This window comes from Stenotrophomonas sp. 59 (assembly GCF_030291095.1).
Lineage (GTDB): Bacteria > Pseudomonadota > Gammaproteobacteria > Xanthomonadales > Xanthomonadaceae > Stenotrophomonas > Stenotrophomonas maltophilia_Q.
Genome location: NZ_CP127408.1, coordinates 739031 through 764200, shown reverse-complemented (window position 1 = coordinate 764200; position 25170 = coordinate 739031). Strand labels below are relative to the sequence as shown.

Annotated in this window: 20 protein-coding genes, 1 tRNA gene and 1 riboswitch; of the genes, 8 read left to right on the top strand and 13 right to left on the bottom strand. The window is 67.0% G+C overall.

The window, feature by feature from the left end:
• Nucleotides 1-76 precede the first annotated feature (76 nt).
• Nucleotides 77-583 (top strand): acyl-CoA thioesterase, encoded by a 507-nt coding sequence (locus QP552_RS03350; protein ID WP_106549236.1) that lies wholly within the window; start codon nt 77-79, stop codon nt 581-583.
• A gap of 30 nt (nt 584-613) precedes the next feature.
• Here the strand turns inward: QP552_RS03350 and QP552_RS03345 are convergent, their stop codons facing one another.
• The 5 genes from QP552_RS03345 to QP552_RS03325 form a co-directional block, all read right to left on the bottom strand.
• Entirely contained in the window at nt 614-1081 is a 468-nt protein-coding gene (locus QP552_RS03345; RefSeq protein WP_143566657.1) for a hypothetical protein, read from the bottom strand.
• The gene (locus QP552_RS03340) at nt 1082-3367 is read right to left on the bottom strand and encodes a hypothetical protein (RefSeq protein ID WP_286074990.1); all 2286 of its coding nucleotides are present in this window, start codon (nt 3365-3367) and stop codon (nt 1082-1084) included.
• A 19-nt stretch (nt 3368-3386) separates the two neighbouring features.
• Nucleotides 3387-3458 (bottom strand) — tRNA-Lys (locus QP552_RS03335).
• Between the two features lie 83 nt (nt 3459-3541).
• Nucleotides 3542-6253, bottom strand: a complete 2712-nt coding sequence (ppc, locus tag QP552_RS03330; protein ID WP_111110989.1) for a phosphoenolpyruvate carboxylase — start codon at nt 6251-6253, stop codon at nt 3542-3544.
• Nucleotides 6254-6670: 417 nt separating this feature from the next.
• Entirely contained in the window at nt 6671-9187 is a 2517-nt protein-coding gene (locus QP552_RS03325; RefSeq protein ID WP_286074989.1) for a prolyl oligopeptidase family serine peptidase, read from the bottom strand.
• A 120-nt stretch (nt 9188-9307) separates the two neighbouring features.
• Nucleotides 9308-9391: riboswitch (S-adenosyl-L-homocysteine riboswitch) on the top strand.
• Nucleotides 9392-9427: 36 nt separating this feature from the next.
• On the opposite strand from QP552_RS03325, the gene ahcY reads away from it, so the two are divergent.
• The 3 genes from ahcY to QP552_RS03310 all read left to right on the top strand — a co-directional run bounded on the left by ahcY (nt 9428) and on the right by QP552_RS03310 (nt 12094).
• A complete protein-coding gene (gene ahcY / locus QP552_RS03320; RefSeq protein WP_049451423.1) occupies nt 9428-10873 on the top strand; it encodes an adenosylhomocysteinase in 1446 nt (481 codons plus the stop codon).
• Between the two features lie 262 nt (nt 10874-11135).
• Nucleotides 11136-11609, top strand: a complete 474-nt coding sequence (gene ybaK, locus QP552_RS03315; RefSeq protein WP_106549233.1) for a Cys-tRNA(Pro) deacylase — start codon at nt 11136-11138, stop codon at nt 11607-11609.
• Nucleotides 11609-12094, top strand: a complete 486-nt coding sequence (locus QP552_RS03310) for a hypothetical protein (RefSeq protein ID WP_286074988.1) — start codon at nt 11609-11611, stop codon at nt 12092-12094. The genes ybaK and QP552_RS03310 overlap by 1 nt, the downstream gene beginning before the upstream one ends.
• Nucleotides 12095-12194: 100 nt before the next feature.
• Here the strand turns inward: QP552_RS03310 and QP552_RS03305 are convergent, their stop codons facing one another.
• The gene (locus QP552_RS03305; protein ID WP_286074987.1) at nt 12195-12809 is read right to left on the bottom strand and encodes an energy transducer TonB; all 615 of its coding nucleotides are present in this window, start codon (nt 12807-12809) and stop codon (nt 12195-12197) included.
• A 130-nt stretch (nt 12810-12939) separates the two neighbouring features.
• Nucleotides 12940-13497, bottom strand: coding sequence for a DUF3228 family protein (locus QP552_RS03300; RefSeq protein ID WP_286074985.1), 558 nt, complete (start codon nt 13495-13497; stop codon nt 12940-12942).
• 135 nt (nt 13498-13632) lie between these two features.
• Here QP552_RS03300 and QP552_RS03295 point away from each other — a divergent pair, with 135 nt between their 5' ends.
• Nucleotides 13633-15150 carry an amidohydrolase family protein gene (locus QP552_RS03295; protein ID WP_286074984.1) on the top strand — a complete coding sequence of 506 codons (1518 nt, stop codon included), beginning with the start codon at nt 13633-13635 and terminating at the stop codon, nt 15148-15150.
• Nucleotides 15151-15156: 6 nt separating this feature from the next.
• Here QP552_RS03295 and QP552_RS03290 read toward each other — a convergent pair whose 3' ends face one another.
• From QP552_RS03290 to QP552_RS03280, 3 genes are read right to left on the bottom strand one after another with little or no spacing between them, the layout of a single operon-like run.
• Entirely contained in the window at nt 15157-15888 is a 732-nt protein-coding gene (locus tag QP552_RS03290; RefSeq protein ID WP_286074983.1) for a LytTR family DNA-binding domain-containing protein, read from the bottom strand.
• The gene (locus QP552_RS03285) at nt 15885-16934 is read right to left on the bottom strand and encodes a histidine kinase (protein ID WP_286074982.1); all 1050 of its coding nucleotides are present in this window, start codon (nt 16932-16934) and stop codon (nt 15885-15887) included. The genes QP552_RS03290 and QP552_RS03285 overlap by 4 nt, the downstream gene beginning before the upstream one ends.
• A gap of 35 nt (nt 16935-16969) precedes the next feature.
• Nucleotides 16970-17896 carry an alpha/beta hydrolase gene (locus QP552_RS03280; RefSeq protein WP_286074981.1) on the bottom strand — a complete coding sequence of 309 codons (927 nt, stop codon included), beginning with the start codon at nt 17894-17896 and terminating at the stop codon, nt 16970-16972.
• 203 nt (nt 17897-18099) lie between these two features.
• Here QP552_RS03280 and metF point away from each other — a divergent pair, with 203 nt between their 5' ends.
• Entirely contained in the window at nt 18100-18927 is an 828-nt protein-coding gene (gene metF / locus QP552_RS03275) for a methylenetetrahydrofolate reductase [NAD(P)H] (protein ID WP_106549225.1), read from the top strand.
• A gap of 40 nt (nt 18928-18967) precedes the next feature.
• Nucleotides 18968-19552: a DUF4124 domain-containing protein gene (locus QP552_RS03270; RefSeq protein ID WP_286074980.1), complete on the top strand. Its 585-nt coding sequence runs from the start codon at nt 18968-18970 to the stop codon at nt 19550-19552.
• A gap of 87 nt (nt 19553-19639) precedes the next feature.
• Here QP552_RS03270 and QP552_RS03265 read toward each other — a convergent pair whose 3' ends face one another.
• The 3 genes from QP552_RS03265 to QP552_RS03255 form a co-directional block, all read right to left on the bottom strand.
• Nucleotides 19640-20596 (bottom strand): Nudix family hydrolase, encoded by a 957-nt coding sequence (locus QP552_RS03265; protein WP_286074979.1) that lies wholly within the window; start codon nt 20594-20596, stop codon nt 19640-19642.
• Nucleotides 20597-20697: 101 nt separating this feature from the next.
• Entirely contained in the window at nt 20698-23430 is a 2733-nt protein-coding gene (gene secA / locus QP552_RS03260) for a preprotein translocase subunit SecA (protein WP_111111013.1), read from the bottom strand.
• Nucleotides 23431-23634: 204 nt separating this feature from the next.
• Nucleotides 23635-24591: a M23 family metallopeptidase gene (locus QP552_RS03255; RefSeq protein ID WP_053498833.1), complete on the bottom strand. Its 957-nt coding sequence runs from the start codon at nt 24589-24591 to the stop codon at nt 23635-23637.
• A 13-nt stretch (nt 24592-24604) separates the two neighbouring features.
• Between QP552_RS03255 and QP552_RS03250 the strand changes: the two genes are divergently transcribed.
• A complete protein-coding gene (locus QP552_RS03250; protein ID WP_032956682.1) occupies nt 24605-25054 on the top strand; it encodes a DUF721 domain-containing protein in 450 nt (149 codons plus the stop codon).
• The last annotated feature ends 116 nt before the right edge of the window (nt 25055-25170 follow it).

The window sequence follows — 25170 nt, the reverse complement described above, 5'->3', positions numbered from 1 at the left end:
TTTTCATGGTCTCCGGAAACAATCGCGTGGTTGCCGGCCAGCGGCCGGCACTACCGGTTGCCGATACAATCGCCCCATGCCAACCGAACTGAAAACCCACCAGCTGTCCATGACCGTGCTGATGTCGCCGGAGATGGCCAATTTCTCCGGCAAGGTCCACGGCGGCGCCATCCTGCGCCTGCTCGACCAGGTGGCCTACGCCTGTGCCAGCCGCTATGCCGGCAGCTACGTGGTCACTCTGTCGGTGGACCAGGTGATGTTCCGCCAGCCCATCGCGGTGGGCGAACTGGTCACCTTCCTGGCCTCGGTGAACTACACCGGCACCTCGTCGATGGAAATCGGCATCAAGGTGGTGGCCGAGGACATCCTCAAGCGCAGCGTGCGCCACGCCAACAGCTGCTTCTTCACGATGGTGGCGGTGGACGAGGAAGGCCGGCCGACGCCGGTACCGCCCCTGCAGCCGGCCACATCCGACGAGAAGCGCCGCCAGGCCGCCGCGCAGATCCGCCGCCAGCTGCGCCAGGAAATGGAACAGCGCCATCTGGAACTGCTGGCGTCGAACCCGCCTTCGCCTGAAGAGTGATCGAGTGGCAGCGGTGGTCACTGCACGCCGCTACTCCTCTTCCTCCCGCAGATAGGGCGAACGGTAGCGCTGGATGTTCAACAGCGGATCGGCCTCCGCCAGCGCAGACTCAGCATCCACCGACGACACCAGGTACATGTAGTAGTCGTAACCGAAGTGAACTTCGGCGGTCTCGCTCACCAGCTTGCACCAGATGACGTTGCGCAGCGCATCGCGCGCCACCCGCTCGATGCCGTCCAGATCCAGCGGCTGGCCCTCGTGGTAGTCGCGTGACTCACGCCGTTCAAGTGAATGGATACGCAGCGAATCCACGCCAGCTGCCACGCAGAATCGCCGGATGGCATCGAGATAGGCGTTCTCCACGACCTGGTAATCCTCGAGGGTTACCAACCTGCCCACGTCGCAGAATTCGGTCCATTCAGAGGGAGGGGAGGACAGGTACCCCTCCGGCGTGTACTGCCAGTATTTTGTAATGCGCCAGGAATGAACGAGTTCCACTCAGTGCTCCATTGTCGCCGGCCGCAACCAGGACTGCGGACTCCAGCCGAGCAGTACCTGCGCCGGCTGCCCGCCCTGGGACGCCACCACCAGGCCGTCCATCGCGGGCGCGAAACGCCGCTGGAAACCGGAGGGTTGTGCGGCGAACAGTGACCTCAGCGTCGCCATGGATTGCGCCAGGCCAGCGTCATCGAGGCGCGAGAGGAAAAACACCATCTGCCGCCACGCATAGGCACCACGCTTGCGGGCCGTCAGCCATGCATGCCAATGCGGAGCAACCTGCTGCAGGTCGGTACAGACCGCAGAAAAACCACGCTGGATCATGTCCGGCAGTTCCTCGGCCAGCACCGCGTCGAGCTGGAAACGGTCGAACAGGACCGCCAGGTTGTGGGTAGTCAGGATCTGCACCTGTTCGATCACTGCACCATTCGCAGCGGGCCCTGCCTGGCCCGGCGCAAGGTCTGCCCGAGCCAGGCACAGGCCCGCCAGATCGTCTACCCGATGCTGCGACTGTCGGCCCGTTCGGGGCCTCGGTTCGCCAAGCCGCTCGAGCAACATGCTGTCGATACCGTAGTAACGGGCGTACAGACTGCCTGCGGTGAACCGTCCGGCATGCCGTGCCGCTGCCGCGAAGCCGGGGGCGAACGCGCCCATGAAAATATCTGCGGCCAGCTCTTCCACCAGGGGCAGATCAGCACCAGCACTGTCCGCCAGGCTCCGCAGCTGCCGCAGCAGGGGGTTTGGCAAGGGGGTTTCCGGGTAGTGGCGCAAGGCAAGCGCTACGATGTCGGCCAGCATCCGCCGGGCCGCAGGCGTCCCGCGCTGCCGTTCGCTTTCCAGTCCAGCAGCCCATGGCAACTCCGCCATGCGCACCTGCGACTGCAGGTTCAACAGCAACAGTGAACGACGTGCATCGAAAGCGGTCCGGCAGGCGGCATAGAGACGACCATGCGCCGGATCGGTGAAGCCGCGCTCGGCAACCCGCGCACCCAACTGCGGAAGCAGCAGCGCGAGCGACTCGAGCGAAGGAACCAGGCCGGCTTCGATAAGCTGTTCAACGGTGCCCTGCTGGCACCGGGCCACATGCTGCCGCAGCGTGCGGGGCAGAACGCTACCCGCCGCAACCAGGGAAGTCGCTTCATCCGGCTGCACGTCCCGTTGCAGGGAAGCAACATCCACGACACCGGCATCGGCAGGGAACAGGCGCAGGCGATTGGCGGCGATGCGTGCGAGCGCAGCATGCGGGGGTGCAGCAACACTTTCCTGCTCGAAGCGCATGCGTGCCGCGTAGGTGTCCGAGTCAGGCACGCCATGCTTGCCTACGTGATCGTTCACGATCTGGCCCACGCGTGACCTCTGGTGTGGCGTCAGCACCGCACCATCTACGCATAACGCCAGGTACTCCAGCAGTTCAACATCACGATGCCGGCTCGCCTTGCGCCCGGGTGATTGCCTGCGCAACGTGCGGAACGTGGCCACGGCCTGCTTCGCATCCGGCAACCAGTCCTGCGGGAACTGCATGCAGGGCTGGCCATCGCGCCAGGTCTGCAGGAACACCCCCACAGCGGTCGCGTACAACGGGCGCCATTGCATCAGCACGTGATGCTGCGTCTTCACCCGTGCCGAACTCGTACGCCGCTGCAACTGCGCAACGACGGCGCCGGCGGTCTCCACGAAGAGGGTGAAATCTCCCCCGGCCGGCAGCTTTTCAGTCCCGGCCGCCAACGGTACCGGCTCCGGATAGAAGCGAAGGCTCGGGAACCAGCCGACGATGGCGGCCAGAATCGCTTCCACCTGCGCATGCGCCCCCTGCTGCAGGAGCCAGGCCACGGTGAGCAGCGCCGACTCTTCCGGTACGCCGACGCGATAGTCGCCCTGCTGCAATCGCGCGTGCAGCCAGGCCATGCCCTCATCACCCAGGCACCATGCGTTCAGGCGCTGCCGCTCATTGCCGGTGCCCGTGTCCAGCACCTGGGCCGCAAGGTGCCTTTCCCAATCCAGCAGGGGCCCACCGGCCAACAGCGCACCGGTGGCGAAGCCGCCGGTAACCACTTCCGGCGTTGCCCATGCGGGCGCCCCCTCGATGGGCGTTCGAGAGCCGTGCTGCAGCAGGTCAAGCGCCTTGCCGTCGAGCAGCCGGCTCCAGCGATCGACACGTGCCTGTGCGGACTGGCGCTGCTGTCGATTGGCAGCCTCCTGCAACGCGCGCAAAGCCCGCGTCATCTGGGCGCCAATGTAGCCGCTCCCTATCGCAGGCGGAGCATCGCGTTCGTCGTCCTTGGCCATCGCTGCTGGAATCCGTGTGGTCCGGGGGCTGGAATCGAACCAGCGCCCACCCGGTTAAGAGCCAGGTGTTCTACCACTGAACTACCCCGGAGTAGAGCCCGCATGCTGCCCAATCGCAGACCGCAGGGCAAGCGATGGACGGCAGACGGGGATTCCCCGCCCCAGGAAAGTGGATCACCCCGTGTTCTGCACGCCCTGCGAAACACCGTTCACGCACGCAACCAGCGCGCGCAGCAGGTCGTCGTCCTCGCGGCCGCTGGCCCGCCAGCGCTGCAGCAGATCCACCTGCAGCACGCTGATCGGATCGACGTAGGGATTGCGCAGGCGGATCGACAGCGCCAGCCGCGCATCGTGGTCCAGCAATGTCTGCTGGTCCATCAGCGCCAGCAACCAGTGCCGTGTCAGGTCCAGCTCGCGCTGCACCTGCGGGAAGAAGCGTTCGTGCAGTTCGCCCGACAGCTTCGAGAACTGCTCTGCGATGGTGATATCGCCCTTGGACAGCACCATCGCGATGTCGTCCAGGAAGGTGCGGAAGAACGGCCAGTCACGCGCCATCTCGCGCAAGGTACCCTCGTGGCCGGCATCCACGGCCGCCTGCAGGCCACTGCCCACGCCGTACCAGCCCGGGATGACCGCCCGCGCCTGGCTCCAGGCGAATACCCAGGGAATCGCGCGCAGGTTGCCCAGCGCGGCGTCCTGGCCGAGCCGGCGCGACGGCCTCGAGCCCAGCGTCATCCGTTCGATCACATCGATCGGCGTGGCGGTGCGGAAGTAGTCCATGAAGCCGCCCTGGCCGACGAAGCCACGGTAGACCTCGCTGCTGGCAGCGGACACCACGTCCATCACCGGCCGCCAGTCATCCTCGCGCGGCTCAGCCGCGCGCGGGCGCAGGCTGGCGCGCAGCACCGCGCCGGTGGCCTGTTCCAGCGAACGCAACGCCAACGCACGAATGCCGTATTTGCGATGGATCACCTCGCCCTGCTCGGTCACCCGCAGGCGGCCGTCGATGCTGCCGCGCGGCGACGCGTCGACTGCGTGCGTGGTCTTGCCACCGCCACGGCTGATCGAGCCGCCGCGGCCATGGAAGAAGGTCAGCCGGATGCCCGCCTCGGCCGCCACCTCCAGCAGTTCCACCTGCGCGCGCTGCAGGCCCCAGCGCGAGGCGGCGATACCGCCGTCCTTGCTGCTGTCCGAATAACCGAGCATCACCATCTGCACGTCGCCGCGCGCGCGCAGATGGCCGCGATACACCGGGTCGGCCAGCAGGTCGCGCAGCGTGGCGGTACCGCGCTTGAGGTCGTCCACCGTTTCAAACAACGGCGCGATATCCAGCGGCACTGATCCGTTCTCTTCCACCAGCCCGCCACGGCGTGCCAGCGCCAGCACCGCCAGCACATCGCTGCGGTCGTGTGCCATCGAGATGATGTAGCTGCCCAGCGCATCACCGCCATGGCGTGCGCGTGCATCGGCCAGTGCCGCGAATACCGCATCCAGCCGCTGGTTGCCCTCGTCGTCGCCGTTGGGCAATGCCGTTTCACCGCTGGCATGCGGGCCCAGCAGCCGCGCACGGCCCACCGCATCCAGCGCCTGCCAGGCCTCCTCGCCGCCCAGCACGGCGGCCAGCGCGCGCGCATGCACGCTCGACTCCTGGCGCACATCCAGCCGCGCCAGATGGAAGCCGAAGGTCTTCACCCGCCACAGCAGGCGCTGCACCGCAAAGCCACCGGCATGCTCGCCGCGGTTCGCACGCAGGCTGTCGAGGATCAGCTGCAGATCCTCGATCAGCTCGTCCGGGCCAGCGTAGTTGCCTTCGCCATCATCCAGCGTGGCCTGAAGGCGCGCGCGCATGCGGTCGTTGAGCAGGCGGTACGGCATGTCGGCATGGCGTGGCCGCGACTGCACCTGCGGCAGCAGCTGCTGGTAATGCGTCACGCGTGCCTGCAGCGCATCACTGACACCCACCCGCTCGGTGGACTGGCTGAGCAGGCTGGCCAGCTGCAGCAGTTCCTTCTGGTAGCGCCCCAGCACGGCCTGCCGCTGCGCATCCAGCGTGTTGCGGATGGTGTGGGCATCCACATTCGGATTGCCGTCCATGTCGCCGCCCACCCACGTACCGAAACGCAGCAGGCGCGGCAACGGCAGTTCTTCCCCATAGGTATCGCGCAGCGCCTGCTGCAGCGATTCGTACAGCACCGGGATCACCCGGTACAGCACCTGCACCAGATAGAACCCGACGTGCTCGCGTTCGTCGTCGACGGTGGGCCGCACCGGCGAGGAATCGGTGGTCTGCCACGAGGCGGTCAGCGCCATGCGGAAGCGCGCGGCATCAGCGGCGGCCTCACCCGGCGTGCGCTGGCCGTCGAGGTTGTCGACCAGGCTGGCCACCATCAACTGCTCTTTCTCCAGCAGCGCGCGACGCACCGCTTCGGTCGGGTGCGCGGTGAACACCGGCTCGATGTCGATGCGCGGCAACCACTGCGCCAGCTCGTCCAGTCCCACGCCCTGCGCCTTCAGGTGCTGCAGGGCATCCTGCAGGCCATCGGGCTGCGCCCCTGCGGTACCGGCACGCTGGTAGTCACGGCGACGCCGGATGCGATGCACGCGCTCGGCGATGTTGACCACCTGGAAGTAGGTGCTGAACGCCCGCACCATGGTCTCGGCCTGCTGCGGGGTGCGCCCGGCCAGGCCGTCGGCCAGTTCAGACAGCGGCGCCTGGTTCTCGCGGCGGGCGATGGCGCGGGTGCGCACGTCCTCGACGTCATCAAGAAACGCGGCCGACACCTGTTCGACCAACAGGTCGCCGACCAGCGCGCCAAGCCGGCGCACGTCATCGCGAAGCGGAAGATCGGGAGAAGCGAATTCGATGCTGCTGCGGTACTCGTTCATCGGCGACGCACGGGCCTCGGTCAACGGATCCTGGCCCCAAGCCTATCCCAGATCGGGCCTCGTGCTGCGATGCAAAAATGGTTTCATCTGCATGCATCGCCGGATGTGACCGGAGGGGAAACACCGGCTGGAACCACCGCGCGGGAAACACCGACTGGAACCACCGCGCGGGAAACACCGACTGGAACCACCGTGCGGGAAACGCCGACTGGAATCACCGCGCGGGAAACACCGGCTGGAATCACTGCACGGGAAACACCGATTGGGTAGAGTCGACTGTTAGTCGACTGCTCTCCTGTCAGGTCTTCGACAACCCGCGCTGCGCGCGATAGTCGACTAACAGTCGACTCTACCCCGTCGACTCTACCCCGTCGCGTCACAGCGGCCCCTGTTGCAGGGGCCGCCCTCATGCAGGTATCAACGCTTCTTCTTCGCCTTGCCCTGCTCGGCCGGGCCGATGGTCTGCTCCAGCCAGCGCTCGCTTTCAGCCAGCATCGTCATGATCGATTCGCGTGCGCGGTAGGCGTGCGATTCGTTGGGCAGCATCACCAGCCGCGCGGTGCCACCCAGGCCCTTCACCGCGGCGAACATGCGCTCGCTCTGGATCGGGAACGTGCCGGAGTTGTTGTCGTCCACGCCGTGGATGAAAAGGATCGGATCCTTGATCTTGTCGGCGTAGTTGAACGGCGCCATCTTCTGGTAGACATCCTGCGCCTGCCAGTAGTTGCGTTCCTCGGCCTGGAAACCGAACGGGGTGAGCGTGCGATTGTAGGCGCCACTGCGCGCGATGCCGGCCTTGAACAGGCGCGTGTGCGCCAGCAGGTTGGCGGTCATGAACGCACCGTAGGAATGGCCACCGATGGCAATGTGCTCGCGATCGGTCACGCCACGGCGCACCACTTCATCCACCGCCGCCTGTGCATTGGCCACCAGCTGTTCGATGTAGGTGTCGTTCGGTTCCTTGTCGCCCTCGCCGATGATCGGCATCGACGGGCTGGCCAGCACCACGTAGCCCTTGGCCAGGAACGCCTGCGGGCCCCAGTAGCTGACCGCATTGAAGCGGTACGGCGAATCGGTCACCTGGCTGGCCGCGGCCGCACTCTTGAACTCACCCGGATAGGCCCACATCAGCAGCGGCCGCGGGCCGTCGCGCTTCGGGTCGTAACCCGGCGGCAGCAGCAGGGTCGCGGTCAGGTCGACGCCGTCCTTGCGCTTGTAGCGGATCTGCTCCTTCTGCACGCCCTTCAGCTGCGGCAGCGGATGGGCGAAATGGGTCAGTGCGCGCGGCGCGGTGCTGGCATCGGCCAGCGACTGCACGTAGAAGTTGGCCGGCTCGTCGGGGCTCTCACGGCTCAGCAGCAGCGAGCTGCCCTGATCGTCCAGCAGCGCCACCGGCAGCGAGTAGCTCGGCGCCTGCGAGTGGAACAGGCGGGTGGCCTTGCCACTGGCAATGTCGAAGCGGTCGACGAACGGGCGGTCACCCTCCGGCGAAGCACCGGCACCGGCCAGGTACAGGCTGCTGCCATCCGGGCTGGTCTGCAGCAGCGAGCGGCCGCGCTCGTCGCTGGCCAGCAGCGCCCGACCCGGGTCGGCATAGCGGTCCTGCGCATCGCGGTCCCACAGCAGGCGCGGTTCGGCGCTGGCGTTGTCCGGGGCGATCAGCCAGGTCCTGGTCTTGCGGGTCTTCCACCACGATTCGGTCAGCAGGGCCAGGTCGCCACGGCCCCAGCTGATGCTGGCCAGGCGGCTGCCGAGCTGGGCCAGGGTCACCGGCGGCCTGTCGAACGGCGCGGCCTGCATCAGCACCGCATCGCGCACCTTGGCCTCCTTGTTCGGGTCGCCGCCGTCCTGCGCTTCAGCCCAGACCAGGGTGGCATCGGCATCGCCGCGCCAGCGGATGTCACGCACGCCGGTTACTTCGGCATCGTTGCCGGTTGGCAGGCCTTCCACCAGCGGGCGCACGGCCACGGTGTGCACCAGCTTGCCGCTGGCACGGTCGATCACTTCGACGCGGCGCGGGAAGCTGTCCACCGGCACCACGTAGGAGTACGGGCGCTGCACCGGCTGGCGCAGCACGAAGCGGCCATCCGGCGACACCGCAAAGCCCATGAAGATGCCGGCTGCGCCGATCGCGCGGGTGCTGCCATCCAGGCTGACTTCCACCGGCTGGGTGGTGGCGTAGTAATCGAACTGGCGCGCATCGGCCTCGTTCTTCAGCAGGTCCTGGTAGGTGCGGATCGACACCACGCCGCCGCCCTGGCTGGTCTGCTGCACGGCCGGGCCGGTCGGGATGCCGTCTGCGGCCGGCGCCGCACCCAGGTTGGCCGGGCGGGTGAACACCACCAGTCCGCGGCTGTCCGGCAGCCACTGGTAGCCGCTGCCGATCACCGTGTTCAGGCCGGCGACCAGGCGGCGGGCACTGCCACCGGCCGCGTCCACCAGCCACAGTTCATTGGCGCCACTGGCGGCGTCGACCTGGTTGAAGGCCAGCCACTTCTGGTCCGGCGACCACATCACGCTGGCAATCGACAGCTTGGCCGGCAGGCCGCTGATCGGCCGCTCCTTGCCGTCGGCCACGTTCATCAGCCACAGCTTCTCGCCGAAGCTGAAGCGGCTGTCGGAGAACGTGCGCGGGTTGATGCGCAGGCCGGCCAGCTTCAGCTCCGGCTGCGCCACCACCTGGATCGACGGCAGCGACGGCATCTGCATCAGCGCGGCCACGTCGCGGCGCGGCGACAGGAACAGCGAGGGCGCGCGCGGGGCATCGACCACCGCCTGCAGCGCGGCCGAAGGCAGCTCGTAGCCGTTGACGCCCTGGGACTGTGCCGCCGCAGGCTGCGGGGCCGCCGCCCAGGCCAGCGGGGCCACCGCCAGCAGTCCCATCGACAGGACCAGGCCGGTCCAGCGCCGAGTGCGGCGCACGTGCATGCTCATCGTTCCACCTGTGTGATGCGTGAAAACACCGACCTTAACAGCCTGTGCACGCGATCCCATCTGCCGATGGTTGGGTCATCCCGATGTCATGCCGGGGCCGCGATATAATGGGGGTTCTCCCCTGCCGAGGGGCGCTGCGACCGGATCCCACGAGGCCCGGCCAGGCTCGGTAAGGTGGCTTTGTAACAACGGCGCCCGGCTAGATGCGAGCACCCGCTCGTCCACAACCGGAGCACACGAATGAACGCTGTTGCCAAGACCTTCTCCACCGAAGGTGATTACAAGATCCGCGATATCACGCTGGCCGACTGGGGCCGCAAGGAACTGGACATCGCCGAGCACGAAATGCCGGGCCTGATGTCGATCCGTCGCAAGCACGCCGCCAGCCTGCCGCTGAAGGGCGTGCGCGTGACCGGCTCGCTGCACATGACCATCCAGACCGCCGTGCTGATCGAGACCCTGAAGGACATCGGCGCCGACGTGCGCTGGGCCTCGTGCAACATCTTCTCGACCCAGGACCACGCTGCCGCGGCCATCGCCGCCACCGGCACCCCGGTTTTCGCCTGGAAGGGCGAGACCCTGGAAGAGTACTGGGACTGCACCCTGGACGCGCTGACCTTCACCCTGGCCGACGGCACCCTGACCGGCCCGGAGCTGGTGGTCGACGACGGCGGTGACGTGACCCTGCTGATCCACAAGGGCTACGAGCTGGAAAACGGCAGCGACTGGGTCAACACCGCCTCGTCCTCGCACGAAGAACAGGTCATCAAGAACCTGCTCAAGCGCGTCGCCAAGGAACGCCCGGGTTACTGGGGCCGCGTGGTCAAGGACTGGAAGGGCGTCTCCGAAGAGACCACCACCGGCGTGCACCGCCTGTACCAGCTGGCCCAGGCCGGCACCCTGCTGATCCCGGCAATCAACGTCAACGACTCGGTCACCAAGAGCAAGTTCGACAACCTGTACGGCTGCCGCGAGTCGCTGGCCGACGGCCTGAAGCGCGCGATGGACGTGATGCTGGCCGGCAAGGTGGCCGTGGTCTGCGGCTACGGCGACGTCGGCAAGGGCTGCGCCGCCTCGCTGCGTGCCTACGGCGCGCGCGTGATCGTCACCGAGATCGACCCGATCTGCGCCCTGCAGGCGGCGATGGAAGGCTACGAAGTCAACACCATCGAATCGACCCTGGGCCGTGCCGACCTGTACGTCACCACCACCGGCAACAAGGACATCATCCGCATCGAGCACCTCAGCGCGATGAAGGACCAGGCCATCGTCTGCAACATCGGCCACTTCGACAACGAGATCCAGGTCGATGCGCTGGTGTCGTTCGCCGGCATCAAGCACGTCAACATCAAGCCGCAGGTGGACAAGTACATCTTCCCGAACGGCAATGCGATCTTCCTGCTGGCCGAAGGCCGCCTGGTGAACCTGGGCTGCGCCACCGGCCACCCGAGCTTCGTGATGTCCAACAGCTTCGCCAACCAGACCCTGGCACAGATCGACCTGTGGGCGAACAAGGACAGCTACGAGAAGAAGGTCTACCTGCTGCCGAAGAAGCTGGACGAAGAAGTGGCCCGCCTGCACCTGGAAAAGATCGGCGTGAAGCTGACCACCCTGAGCCAGGAACAGGCCGACTACATCGGCGTGCCGGTGGAAGGCCCGTTCAAGCCGGACCACTACCGCTACTGATCGTGCCGGGGTCGGATCCCTTTCCGCAGGAAAGGGCTCTGACTCCAGCAACGGATGCACACGGAACGGGCGCCTTCGGGCGCCCGTTCTGCGTTGGCGTGCCACCGCGCATCGCGCATCCACGCATGGCGTGGATCTACCGCCGCGTCATGCGTGGATATCCCTCACCTCCACTCCCCGGTGGATCCACGCCATGCGTGGATGCGCCACCCGCAGTAGCCTCGGTCAAGGCAACACATTCCGCACGCGCTACGATGCAGCCATGACCCCGGCCATCAACCTCCTCAAGCGCGAGAAGATCGCCCACACCGTGCGCAGCTACGTGCACGACGCCCACGCCGAATCGTATGGCGGCGAAGCTGTCGACAAGCTCGGCCTCGACCCGGCCCAGGTGTTCAAGACCCTGCTGGCCAGCACCGAGGCACACGAACTGCTGGTGGCGATCGTGCCGGTGGCCGGCCAGCTGGACCTGAAGGCATTGGCCGAAGCAGCCGGCTGCAAGAAGTGCGAGATGGCCGCCGCCGATGCCGCACAGCGCGCGACCGGTTACCTGGTGGGAGGTATCAGCCCGCTAGGGCAGAAGAAGCGCCTGCGCACGTTCCTGGATGCCAGTGCCGAAGCGCTGCCCGCACTGCATGTCAGCGCCGGACGCCGTGGCCTGGAAGTCGAACTGGCACCCACCGATCTGCTGCGGCTGACCGCCGGTCACTACGCCGCGATCGGCAAGGCACGTTGATGCGCTGGCCGTGGTCCGCAACGCCGTCGCCCCGGCTTGAAGATGCCCAGGCTGACATGTTGCTGCAGGACCTGCTGTCGCGCGACGGCAAGCGCATCACCGACGCCGCACGCACGGTCGCACGGCTGTTCACCGCGTCCTCGCTGGATGCATTGGCCGCGCATGCGGACCTGATCGAGCAGCGCTGCACAGGCGTCGAACTCGGCGGCATGTTGATCAGCAACCAGGCGCACCTGAAAGCGGCGCTGCTTCGGCTGCGCTACTGGCGAACGCGCGAAGGCTGCCTGTGCACGCTCAATGCAAGCTACCCGTTCTTCGATCCGCGTCGCCTGATCGAACAAGGGCAGATGCAGCTGCTCTCGTTGCAGGAGGCCGAGGATGGTTGGGGCGATTGCCACACGGTCGCCTGTGCGCACTGCGGCCAGCATTGGCAGGCGATCGACCGCGAATACCACTACCCGTGGTGGGAGTGGAAAGCCGCCTGACCGGATGCAGCCACGCATGGCGTGGCTCTACTGCGGTCCGTACATCCACGCCACACGTGGATGGCATTACCAGTAGATCCACGCCATGCGTGGATGGCGGTCACTCCACAAACTCATACCGCATCGGTACGCGCACGATGCTCAATTCCGGCACTGCACTCTCCGCGTCGGTGCGGGTGAAACGCCAACCACGCAGTTCCTCAACCGCCGCTTCATCCAGCACCGCATGGCCGCTGGATCTTTCGACAACCACTGCAGCAACGGTGCCCTGCGCATCCACCACGGCCTTGAGCAGACTGCGACCGGAAAGCCCTTCCTGCATGGCCTGCCTCGGGTAGCGCGGCGACACACCGCGGGGTGGCATCCAGGCCGTCTCGTCGCCCGCGAACAGATCCTGGCTGCTGCGCCCTGAGCAGCGCTTCGGCAGGCGCAGCTGCAGTGACACCTGCGTGTCATCCACGGTTGCTTCCGCCGGTGCGGCGCAGACCTTCTGCGCCAGCACCATCAGCATCTGCTGCTGGCGCAACAGCGCCTTGCCATCGACCGCCGTCACCTCCACTACGCAACCGCCTTCGCGGGCCTGCATCGACAAGGCGCTCACCCCCACATCGCGCAGCCAGGACGTGGGGGGCAGTGGTGAACACGCGGTCTGCATGACCGGCGTTGCTGCCAGAGCCCCGGTAGCCGGCAGCATGCCTGCCAGCAGCAGGATCATCCTTGTCCATATGCCCATGCCCCACCCTCCGTGTGTCTGCCTGCCCGATCATAGGCCATCCGTGCGAGCCTGCATGTCAGGCACGGATCAGCCTGTAGATCCACGCCACGCGTGGATGGTCACGACCGGGCTACGGCCGCCAGTTGGCGTTGCTCTCCCAGAAGGCGACCGAGCGCTGGTACGCCTCGCGATCCAGCGGCACGCCGGAGCCGCCCTCTTCCACCCCCAGCGCATTGCGCATCATCGTGATCGGCGCCATCGGCACTTCTTCCGGCTCGGCGGTGTAGATGCAGCCGACGATGCCCCAGTCGGCCTCGATCGGTGAACCTTCCTTGGCCAGCTGTTCCGCGCTGTACAGGATCACCACCAGATAGTTCGCACGCGGCGATTCCACACCTTCGAACCAGCGCACCAGCACCGGCAGCTCGTCACGATCGCGCGCCTCGTAGCCACTGCGCAGCTGGTGGCGGTTGGCATCGGTGATCGGCACCGTCAGGCAGCGCGTGCTGGTCCAGTTCTCATAGACGAACAGCTTGCAGAATGGTGCGTAGCCATCGAGCACCTTCATCGGCGCGTGCGCGTTGAGGTGGGCTTCGAACTGCTCGGCAGTACAGTCCTGGATGGTGTTGCCGCGCGGCACGCGCGGGAACAGGCGGGGACGGGCGAAATCGGTGAGGACGATGGACATGGCGCGGCGTGATGAGGAATCTGCTGCACAGGGTAACCGCCGCGGAGGCGCGGCGGGCGGGATGCCGATGGTCACTGGCATCGGCCCCCATGTTGCCGCACCCTGCTGACGACCCAATACAAGGACCGTCGGCTCATGGATGCAGCACGCGCGTTACCCCGTCCTGCCCGCCGTCGTCGCTGGCCACGCGTACTGGCAGCCCTCCTGCTGGCACCACCGCTGATGTTCACCGCCGCCCTGCTCTGGCCGCTGCCGGCACCGCCCTTGCCCGCCCCCGGCAACAGCCGCGTGATCGTCAACGTACGGGTGGTGGACGTGCACAACGGCATTGCCGGCGAGCCGACCAGCGTCACGCTGCGCAACGGCATCATCACCGCCATCGGCAATGATGCACACGACACGGCGCTGCCCGTGCTCGATGCCGGCGGCCGCTGGCTGGTGCCCGGTTTCTGGGACATGCATACCCATGCACTGCAACTGTCACCGCAACTGCAGTTCCCGCTGATGCTGGCCAATGGCATTACCGGCACCCGCGACATGATGGACTGCCCGCAGGCTGCCGACCCGCTGATCGCCTGCGTGGCCGACAAGCGCCGCTGGACCGCGCAGGCCATCGCCGGGCAGCAGGCCGCACCACGCTTCGTACAGGTCGCCAGCTTCTATTTCGAGAACCCGTCGCTCTCGCCGGAGGCTGCCGCGTTGCGGGCACGCACGTACAGCGCGCGAGGTGTCGACGCGCTGAAGGTCTACAACCGGCTGCGTGCGGATACCTACCAGCGGCTGGCCACCGAAGCACGGCAGCTGCACCGCCCGCTGGTTGGACACCTGCCCAGGGCGGTGCGGCTGGAAGAGGCCTTGCAGGCGGGGCAGCGCAGCTTCGAACACGCCCATCTGTTCGTACGGCATTGCTTCGACCATGCAGCCGCCTGGCGTGGTGGCACCCTCGACGGCGAAGACCCGACCGCTCTGGCCGAAGGGATGGTCAGTGGTTACCAGCCCGCGCTCTGCGACGAAGCGTTCGGCCTGATGCAGGCCAGCGGCGCAGCATTCGTGCCGACCCATGTCACCCGGGAGGAGGATGCGCGCGCACGCGATCCCGCCTTCATCAACGATCCACGCCTGGCCTACCTGGATCCACTGTCACGCTGGGCCTGGCGCGACGACCTGGAGGCAACCGCAAGTCGCTACCCCGGGTTGCGCGGCGAAGACGCGCTGAAGGCCTACTTCGCGCATGGCCTCGCGCTCACCGGTGCCGCACATCGTGCCGGCGTCACCGTGCTGGTCGGCACCGATACCGGGCTGGGCGGCTTCCGCTACCACGATGAACTGCAGTGGCTGCGGCACGCCGGCATGAGCCGGGCCGACGTACTGCGTGCGGCCACGCTGCAGGCCGCGCGCCATCTGCAGCTGCAGGCATCACATGGCAGCGTCGAGGTCGGCAAGGCCGCCGACCTGGTGCTCCTCGATGGCGACCCGCTGCAGGACACCGCAAACACCCGTCGCATCCACGCTGTGCTGCTGGCCGGCCACCTGTACGATCGCCCGCGGCTGGATGCCCTGCTGGCCTATGTGCGTTCACAGGCACGCTCGCCAGCGGTGATGGCGCGCCTGCTGTGGGGCTTCCTCACCAGCCCGGTCAGTGCCGAGCTGTAGCGACTGCTACAACGCCATCCGCTCGCGCAGTTCCCGCGCCTGCCGCCGCGACACGTCCACTTCACTGCCGTCGTCCAGCGTCAGGTCGTAGCCATCGCCGATACTGGGCGTCACGCCACGAATGCGGCGCAGGTTGACCAGGGTGTTGCGGTTGGCACGGAAGAACAGATCCTGCGGCAGGCGTGCTTCCAGCGCGCTCAGGCTGCGGGTCAGCAACGCGTTCTGGTCGCGGAACCACAACCGGGTGTAGTTGCCATCCACCACCAGCCGGCGGATCTCGGAGACCGCGACGAACCAGCAGCGCTCGCCCTCGCGCACGAACACCTGGTCCTGTGCGCCCAGCGTGCCACGCAACTCCGGCGCCTCGGCTGAAACCATTTCGCGCTGACGTGCCCGCTCCAGCGCCTCCAGCAACCTGGGTGCTTCCACCGGCTTCACCAGATAGTCCAGCGCATTGGCCTGGAACGCACGCACGGCATAGGTGTCGTAGGCGGTGACGAACACCACCGCCGGCACCGTCTCCAGGCCGTCCAGCACATCGAAACCACTGCCGGAAGGCATCTGCACGTCCAGCAGCACGAGGTCCGGCGCCAGCGTGGCGATCGCCTCGCGTGCGGCGGGCACATCGTCGGCTTCGCCCACGCACTGCACCCAGGGCAACGCCGACAACAGCGTGCGCAGCTCCTGCCGTGCCAGCCGTGCGTCATCGACGATCAGTACACGCAGTGTGCGACTCATTGCGGAATCTCCAGCAGGGCCTGCATGCGGTCGCCGACCGGCTGCAGGGTGAAACGCCCGCGCGAACCGAGCTGCGCACGCAGGTAGGCCAGGCCAACACCATGCCCGTGGGTGGGCTCGCTGGCGTTGCCCAGCGGGTTGTCCACCTGCAGGCGCAGCACGTCGTCGTCCAACGTGGCCCGGATCTCTATCCCGCCACCGCCGGGGCGGCTGGCGATGCCGTGCTTGATGGCATTTTCAACCAGCAACTGCAGCGCCATCGCCGGCAATTGTGCCTGCAGGGCGCAAGCATCGATGTACTGGCCTACCTGCAGGCGCTGCTCGAAGTGGATCGCCTCGATGGCCAGGTAATCGTCCACCACCGTCAGCTCCTCGGCCAGGGTGACCTGCTCGCTGCGGTTGTGCGCCAGCGCCTGGCGCAGCGTGCGCGACAGGCGCGTGACCATGTCGCGGGCGCGCTCGGGGTCTTCCAGGATCAGCGCCCGCAGGTTGTTCAGCGCATTGAACATGAAGTGCGGATTGAGCCGTGCGCGAAGTGCATCGCGCTCCAACGCGCTGCGCTCGGCCTCGGCACGCAGGCGGGCCAGCTCACTGTGGCGGGCCCGGCGCAGACCGTGCAGGCCTGCCCACAGGCCCGTCCACATCAGCAGAAACAGTGCGGTGTTCATCCAGTACACCAGCAACGACGACCACTGGTAATCCGCGTGGCCGCCAGGCAGCTGCACCCAGCCCAGCGCCAGTGCCGGCAGCAGCAGCGCGGCAGTTACCGCCTGCGCGACGCTGGCGCCGAGCACCACACCGGCAGCCAGTTTCAACACCAGGCTTCCCAGGCTGCCCTCCCACCAGTGCTGGCGTAGTGCAACCGCGCGCAGCGCGCCGCTGCACAACCACAGGCAGGCGGCCACGCTGACGGTGATCAGCACGATGCCGCTGAACACCACGCCGCCACCAATCCGCATCCCGACCCACAGCCCATACATCGCATAGCCAGCCCATGCCAGTGCATTGAGCGTCCAGAAGCGGCCGGATGAGGTGGTGGCGTCCATGGGGCCTTGGCGGTTGGCAGGAAAGTGGGCCGCGATCAGGAATGCGCGGCCAGGAAGCGACGCAGCTGCGCCTGCAGCCAGCGCGGATCATCCCACATCAGGAAGTGGAACCCCTGCGCGCTCATCGCCACCTGTACGCCCTGCAGCTTGGCGTACTGGGCCAGGAACACCGCGCGGGTGCTTTCCTCGGTACCCCCCATCGGCTGGTAACCGGCCCAGCTGCCCAGCACCAGCGTCGGCGCGCTGATCGAAGCGATGCTGTCACGCAGGTCGGTGGTCATCACCGCATGCATGGCGTCAGCCGTGGTCTGGCGGTCGCTGGCTTCGCCCCAGCGGCCCAGTTCGGCCTGCCGCTGCGGATCGCGCGTCATGCCCGGCAGGCCGGCTTTCAGCTGCGCCTGCCACTGCGCGGCATCGGCGGCGAGCATGCCCTTGCGCAGCTGATCGGCCATCGGCCGCACGCTGTCTGCGGTAGCGTTCGGGTCACGCGCCGCCGGCAGGAACGGCAATGCATCAACCACCACCAGCGCGCTTACCGCCTTCGGCTCGGCCTGCGCCATCTGCAGGCCCAGCAGGCCGCCCAGGCTGTGTCCGATCACCACCACCGGGCCCAGGTGCTGGTCATGCAGGTAGGCCAGCAGCTGCCCGCGCATGGCCGGCAGGAATTCGGCCGGGCGCGGGTCGGCGGGCACGGCGCCGGCAAAGCCCGGCAGCTGCACCAGGTGGCACTGCACGTTCTCCAGCGCCAGGCAGGTCTCGCGCCAGACCTCGGCGCTGCTGTTGAGGCCGGGGATCATCAGCAGCGGGCGGCCCTTGCCGACCACCTCGACCTGCACCTTGCCGGTGCCGGTGGAGGCGGCCGCGTGGGCCGAACCGGAGCCAAGCACGGCCATCGCCATGCCGATCATCGCCAGCCGGGCCAGCGCCTTCAGTGCGTACCAGAGTGCCAGGAAGATCTTCATCGTCTGCTCCTTCATCGGGTGGGTGTTGCCGGGATGGGAGCAGCGTGGGCCCGGCCGACACATACCGGTTGCGATTTCGGAGCAGCGGCCGCACGGCGGGGCGAACGGTCGCAGGCTGGGGATGGCGGGCCCTCACACGATCGTCAAACATCCATCTTGATGAAGCGATATACTGTTCCGCACCGACCGCCGCCGCCCGCGCCATGACCGCCATCAGCTTCGAGTTCTATCCGCCCAAGACCGACGAACAGCGCAGCCAGCTGGACCGTGCCGCGGCCAAGCTGAAGGACTACGCCCCCGAATACGTGTCGTGTACCTTCGGCGCCGGTGGCTCGACCCTGAGCTATACCTCCGAGACCGTGCGCCACCTCAACCAGCACCACGGGTTCGACGCCGCGCCGCACCTGTCCTGCGTCGGTGGCACCCGCCAGGAGATCCGCGAACTGCTCAAGCTGTACCGCGCCATCGGCTGCCGCCGCCTGGTCGCGCTGCGCGGTGACCTGCCCTCGGGCATGGGCTTCCCCGGCGACATGCGCTATGCCGCCGAACTGATCGACTTCATCCGCGCCGAGCACGGCGATGCGTTCCATATCGAAGTGGGCGCGTACCCCGAAACGCATCCGCAGGCCTCCGACGCACTGGCCGACCTGAAGCACTTCAAGGCCAAGATCGATGCCGGTGCCGATGCGGCGATCACCCAGTACTTCTTCAACCCGGATGCCTACTTCCACTTCGTCGATGAAGTGCGCCGGCTCGGCGTGCAGGTGCCGATCACGCCGGGCATCATGCCGATCGCCAACTTCAGCCAGCTGCGCCGCTTCTCCGAACAGTGCGGCGCGGAGATTCCGCGCTGGATCAGCCGCAAGATGCAGGCCTACGGCGATGACGCCGAATCGGTGCGTGCATTCGGCACCGAAGTGGTGGCCAGGCTGTGCCAGCGCCTGATCGAAGGCGGCGCACCCGGCCTGCATTTCTACACATTGAACCTGGCCAAGCCGACCACTTCAGTGCTGAAACTGCTGCGGGGCTGAAAGCACGCCATGCGGGCCTGATCAGCGCTACCCTTCGCTGATGATCCGCCTTTCCCTCCTGCTGGTGCTGTTGCCGCTATGCGCGATGGCCCACGTTGCCCACGCGCAGTCCTCGCGCCTGAACCGCTGCACCGATGCGCAGGGCCAGAGTGTCTACACCGACCGTCCCTGTGACAGCGTGGGCGCACGGTCACGGCTGCCGCCGCCCGCCCCCACCGGCAACACCGCACCGCGCGATACGCTGGGTGCACGCTGCCCGCGCCGGCTGAGCGAGCTCGTGGACGCGTTGCGCAACGGCATCCTCAGCAACGACGTCAATCGGCTGTCTTCACTGTACCTGTGGGGCTCGGTGTCCGACGCGGGCGCGCAGCGCATTCTCGGCCAGCTGGAATCGCTAGCACGGCGGCCGCTGGTGGACGTGGTGCCGGTGTATCCGCGGCAGGACCAGGCCGCAGTGCCGGAGGAGGGTCAGAGCCCTGCTGCGCAGGGGTCCGACCCTGAGCCGCCGGCCGCGCGCCATCCGGTCGGCCTGCGCCTGGAGCAGACGTTGCCAGGCAGCGTGGCGCGCGCATCGACGGTGCTGGGATTGCGGCGGCAGTACGGGTGTTTCTGGATCACGTTGTGATCGCGGGCATCCATCCACGCATGGCGTGGATCTACTGCTTCCATTCCACAGGGTAGCGCCGGGCCATGCCCGGCGACCAACGCGGCGTTACTCCGGCCACAACCCGCGGATGGCGGCGATGCCCTGCCCGCCGTGGCGACGTGCTTCGGTGATGTGGCCGCTGCCCATGCCGCCCAAGGCGTAGATCGGCAGCGATACCTGCGCGCGCAGTTCGGCAAAGGCATCCCAACCCAGCGGCGAGGCATCGGGATGGCTGGCGGTGGCCTGCACCGGGCCAAGCACCGCGAAGTCGCAGCCCAGCAGCTGTGCAGCCTGCAGCTGCTGCAGGTCGTGGCAGGATGCAGCCACCAGCTGGCCATCGGGGAGTGGACGCTGCGACAGTTCCAGCAGCTGTTCGCTGCCCAGGTGTACGCCCACGCCCAACGCACGCGCCAGTTCGATATCGCGGTTGAGCAACCATTGCACGCCGCTGCGGCGATGCGCACGCACGACCTGTTCGACCATCGCCTGCCGCTGCGGATGCGCCGGCGGCAGGCGCAGCTGGATGCGCTGCTGGCCGCCTGCCACCGCACGCTGCAGCTGCTCATGCCATTGCTGCACGCCGCCATCATCGTCGGCCGGCGCCGGGGTGATCAGGTAGCGGTCGGGCTGGCGCAGGGCGGCCACCACCGGCAGGTCGGCCGGCGGCATCGAATAGCGGCCCAGCTTGTCCGGCGCCACCCAGGTGATCGCCTGGCCCTCGCGCCCGCGTGGCGTGCCCTTCCAGCTTCGCACATGGCGCACTTCCAGGGTCAGATGCTTGTCCGGGTAGCGCTGCGGCACGTCCATCAGCCACTCGCCGACATCGGCCTCGATGCCCAGCTCCTCCCGCAGTTCGCGCACCAGCGCCTGTTCGGAGGTCTCGCCGGATTCGCGCTTGCCACCCGGAAACTCCCACAGGCCGGCCATGTCGCGGTTCTCGGTTCGGCGGTTGAGCAGCACGCGGCCCCGGGCGTCGGTGATGACGGCGGCCACGACATGGATCGATCGGGTGGGGGAAGGCATGGGGGAAGCATGCCCAGAACAGGGCGGCCCGCGCAATCGCGGATCTGGCCAGGATCATGCACCAGAAAAGAAAAGCCCCGCTTTCGCGGGGCTCTTCGGGATCAGCTCAGCTGGCCGTGGCAGTGCTTGTACTTCTTGCCACTGCCGCACGGGCACGGATCATTGCGGCCGATCTTCGGCTCGTCGCGCTGCAGCTGCGCCACACCCTGCTGGGCGGCCTGCACCTGCGCGGCTTCCTCGTCGGCGCTGTAGCCACCCACGTCCTGGTGCTGGAACTGCGACTGGCGCAGGCGGGCTTCCACCTGCTGGCGCTCGGCCGCTTCCAGCGCCTGCACTTCCTCGTCGCTGCGCACGCGCACGCGCGACAGCAGGGTCACCACTTCGCGCTTGACGTTCTCCAGCATGTCCGAGAACAGCTCGAAGGCTTCCTTCTTGTATTCCTGCTTCGGCTGCTTCTGCGCGTAACCACGCAGGTAGATGCCCTGGCGCAGGTAGTCCATGCGCGCCAGGTGCTCCTTCCAGCTCTGGTCCAGCACGGTCAGCATCACGTGCTTCTCCAGCGCGCGCATGGTTTCTTCGCCGACGCCGGCTTCCTTCTCGGCGAAGTGCTGGTTCACGCGTTCCTGCACCTTGGCGGCAATCGCTTCGGCGTCCAGTTCCTCGTGTTCCTTGACCAGGCCGGTCAGCGACATCTGCAGGCCGAAGTCCGACTCCAGGGTCGCCTCCAGGCCACGCAGGTCCCACTGCTCGTCGATCGAGTTCGGCGGCACGAAGCGGGCGACCACATCGAAGATCACGTCGTCGCGGATGCCGTCGACGTTGCCCTTCACCGACTCGGCGTCCAGCAGCTCGTCGCGCTGGGCGTAGATCACCTTGCGCTGGTCGTTGTTGACGTCGTCGAAGTCCAGCAGGTTCTTGCGGATGTCGAAGTTGTGGGCCTCGACCTTGCGCTGCGCCTTTTCGATCTGGCGGCTGACCAGGCGGTCCTCGATGACGTCGTCTTCCTTCATGCCCATCATGCGCATGGCCTTCTGCACCCAGTCGGAGGCGAAGATGCGCATCAGGTTGTCTTCCAGCGACAGGTAGAAGCGGGACGAACCCGGGTCACCCTGGCGGCCCGAACGGCCGCGCAGCTGGTTGTCGATACGGCGCGATTCGTGGCGCTCGGTGCCGACGATGTGCAGGCCGCCGGCAGCCTTCACCGCCTCGTGGCGCTTCTGCCATTCGGCCTTGACTGCGGCCTTCTGTTCGTCGGTCGCGTCCTCGCCCAGGGCGTGGATCTCCGCTTCCAGCGAACCGCCCAGCACGATGTCGGTACCACGGCCGGCCATGTTGGTGGCGATGGTCACGGCGGCCGGACGACCGGCATTGGCGACGATGGTCGCTTCGCGGTCGTGCTGCTTGGCGTTGAGCACCTCGTGCTTCACGCCGGCCTTGCTCAGGTGCTCGGACAGCATTTCCGAGGTTTCGATCGAGGTGGTACCCACCAGCACCGGCTGGCCGCGCTTGGCGCACTCTTCGATGTCAGCCAGCACCGCGTTGAACTTGCCCTTGCGGTTGAGGAACACCTGGTCCGGGCTGTCCTTGCGGATGGTCGGGCGGTTGGTCGGGATCACCACCACTTCCAGGCCGTAGATGCTCTGGAATTCGAACGCTTCGGTATCGGCCGTACCGGTCATGCCGGACAGCTTCTTGTACATGCGGAACAGGTTCTGGAAGGTGATGCTGGCCAGCGTCTGGTTCTCGCGCTGGACCGGCACGCCTTCCTTCGCTTCCACCGCCTGGTGCAGGCCGTCGGACCAGCGGCGGCCGGCCAGGGTACGGCCGGTGAATTCGTCGACGATGACCACTTCGCCGTCGCGCACGATGTAGTCCACGTCGCGCTGGTAGATGGCGTGCGCGCGCAGCGCGGCATTGAGGTGGTGCACGACGGTCAGGTTCTGCGCCGCGTACAGGCCTTCGGTCTCGCCATCGAGGATGCCGGCTTCGACCAGCAGCTGCTCGGCGTGCTCCATGCCCGCTTCGGACAGGTGCACCTGCTTGCCCTTCTCGTCGACCCAGAAATCGCCCTCGCCGTCTTCCGCTTCCTGCTTGACCAGGTTCGGCACGACGCGGTTGACGCGGATGTACAGCTCCGGGGAGTCATCGGCCGGGCCGGAGATGATCAGCGGGGTACGCGCTTCGTCGATCAGGATGGAGTCGACTTCGTCGACGATGGCGTAGTGCAGGCCGCGCTGGTAGCGGTCGGCCTTGGACAGCGCCATGTTGTCGCGCAGGTAGTCGAAACCGAATTCGTTGTTGGTGCCGTAGGTGATGTCGGCGGCATAGGCTTCGCGCTTGTCGCTGTGCGGCATGCCCGGGTAGACCACGCCCACGCTCAGGCCCAGCCAGTTGTACAGCTTGCCCATCTGCGCGGCGTCGCGGCGCGCCAGGTAGTCGTTAACGGTGACCACGTGCACGCCCTTGCCTTCCAGCGCGTTGAGGTACACCGGCAGGGTCGCCACCAGGGTCTTGCCTTCACCGGTGCGCATTTCTGCGATCTTGCCCAGGTGAAGCACCATGCCGCCGATCAGCTGCACGTCGTAGTGGCGCATGCCCAGCACGCGGCGGCCGGCTTCGCGGCAGACCGCGAAGGCTTCCGGCAGCACCTTGTCCAGGGCTTCACCGTCGGCGATGCGCTGCTTGAACTCCGGCGTCTTGGCCTGAAGCTGCTCGTCGGAAAGCTTCTCGATCTCCGGCTCCAGCGCATTGATCTTGGCGACGATGCGGTTGAGCTGGCGCAGCTGTCGTTCGTTACGACTGCCAAATACGCGGGTAAGCAGGCTGTTGATCATTGAAGGAACCGGGTTGGATGGACACGACGCCCGGCCTCCCCCTTGGGATCCGTCCGCCGCAAACGAAACAGGGCGCCTGGCGCCCTGTCGATGGCAACACCCATTGTAGCTTGGGACGGGCGGCTGAGGTTTCAAGCGCCGATCCGGTCGCGATCGCCCCGGATTCGGCAAACCGGTAGCGCCGGGCCATGCCCGGCGTTGGAATCAACCGCGGCTGACCCGCCCGACCGGCGTGTTGCCGCCGTCGCCGAGGAACTTGCGCGGGTTGACCACGTTGCCGTTCTCCCACACCTCGAAGTGCACGTGGGCGCCGGTCGAACGGCCGGTGGAACCGGCCTTGGCCACTTCCTGGCCCGCACGGACCAGGTCACCGGCCTTCACCACCAGGCGCGAATTGTGCGCGTAGCGGGTGACGTAGCCATTACCGTGGTCGACGTCGACCACGTTGCCGTAGCCGCCCTTCACACCGGCGAAGCTGACCACGCCCTCGGCCACGGCCATCACCGGGTCACCGACCTTGGCGTGGAAGTCCATGCCCTTGTGGGTGGCGGCACCGCGGCCGAACGGGTCGGCGCGGGTGCCGAAGCCGGAGGTCACGTAGCTGTTGCGGATCGGCATGCGCGAGGGCACGGCGTTCTGCTGCAGCTGGTGGTCGAACATCAGCGATTCCATCACCGACAGCTGGCGGCCTGAAGCAGCGAAGCGCTGCTCCAGCACCTGTAAGTCGGCGTTGACGTCCTTGACCGGGATGTCGCTGGTCGGGCCGCCGGCATCGCCATCACCGAGGCCAGGGGTCTCGTTGAAGTCGAATTCGCCGTCTTCCAGCTTGCCCATCTGGGTCAGCCGTTCGCCCAGGGCGTTCAGGCGGGTGGCCTGCGCCTGCAGCTCGCCGAGGCGGGCCGCCAGTGCGTTGACCTGGGTCTGCGCATCGCGCTTGACCTTGGCCAGTTCCGCATCCTGGCGCTCGACCTTGGCCTGCAGCCGGGAATCATTCAGCGCGCTGGCGCCAATGCCGCCAGCAAGGCCGATAATGCAGCCTACCCCGAGCACGCTGCCCAGCAGGGCGCGGGGGCGGTCCTCGAAATAGAACCGCAAACGCGTGATCGGCGACGATTTGGCCTGTCCTTCACGCGTTTTGATTACGATCTTTTTGAATGCCATCAAGTGAGTTTTCATGTCTGAGCCGAAATCCAGCGTTCGCCCCGCGTCAGTGCCGAAGCCGGCGCTGGATGCGGTGATGGCGGACAAAAGCGGGAACCCGCTGCGGCGTGCCTTGTGGCTCGACGCGCTGGACCGTCAGTTGCGCCCCCAGTTGCCGCCACCTCTGCGCAGCCGTTGCCGGCTGGCCAATGTGGACGGGGAACACCTCGTTTTTCTCGTCGAGTCCCCGGTCTGGCATGCCAAGTTGCGGCTTGCCGAGGCCCAGTTGCTCGACGCGGCCCGTTCCATCGGGCTGAAGGCCACCAGGGTGACCATCAAGACTGCGTCCACCACTCCCTCACGCTCCCCAGCGATCGACAACCGGAATGGCCCCCACGCAGTTTCAGCCGCCACGCACAAAGGGCTACGCGACGCCTTGGCTTGCCTGCAGGACGTTCCTTCGAAGCCGAAGAAGCGGTCCTGACGACAACGGAGCATCCGGCTCCGCTCCCCGTCGCGCGTGTCACCACGGCGTGAAACATTTCGGGGGCCGGGTCGCATCCTAGCTGCCATCCGGGGGCCTGTCGTTAGATTGTTGTT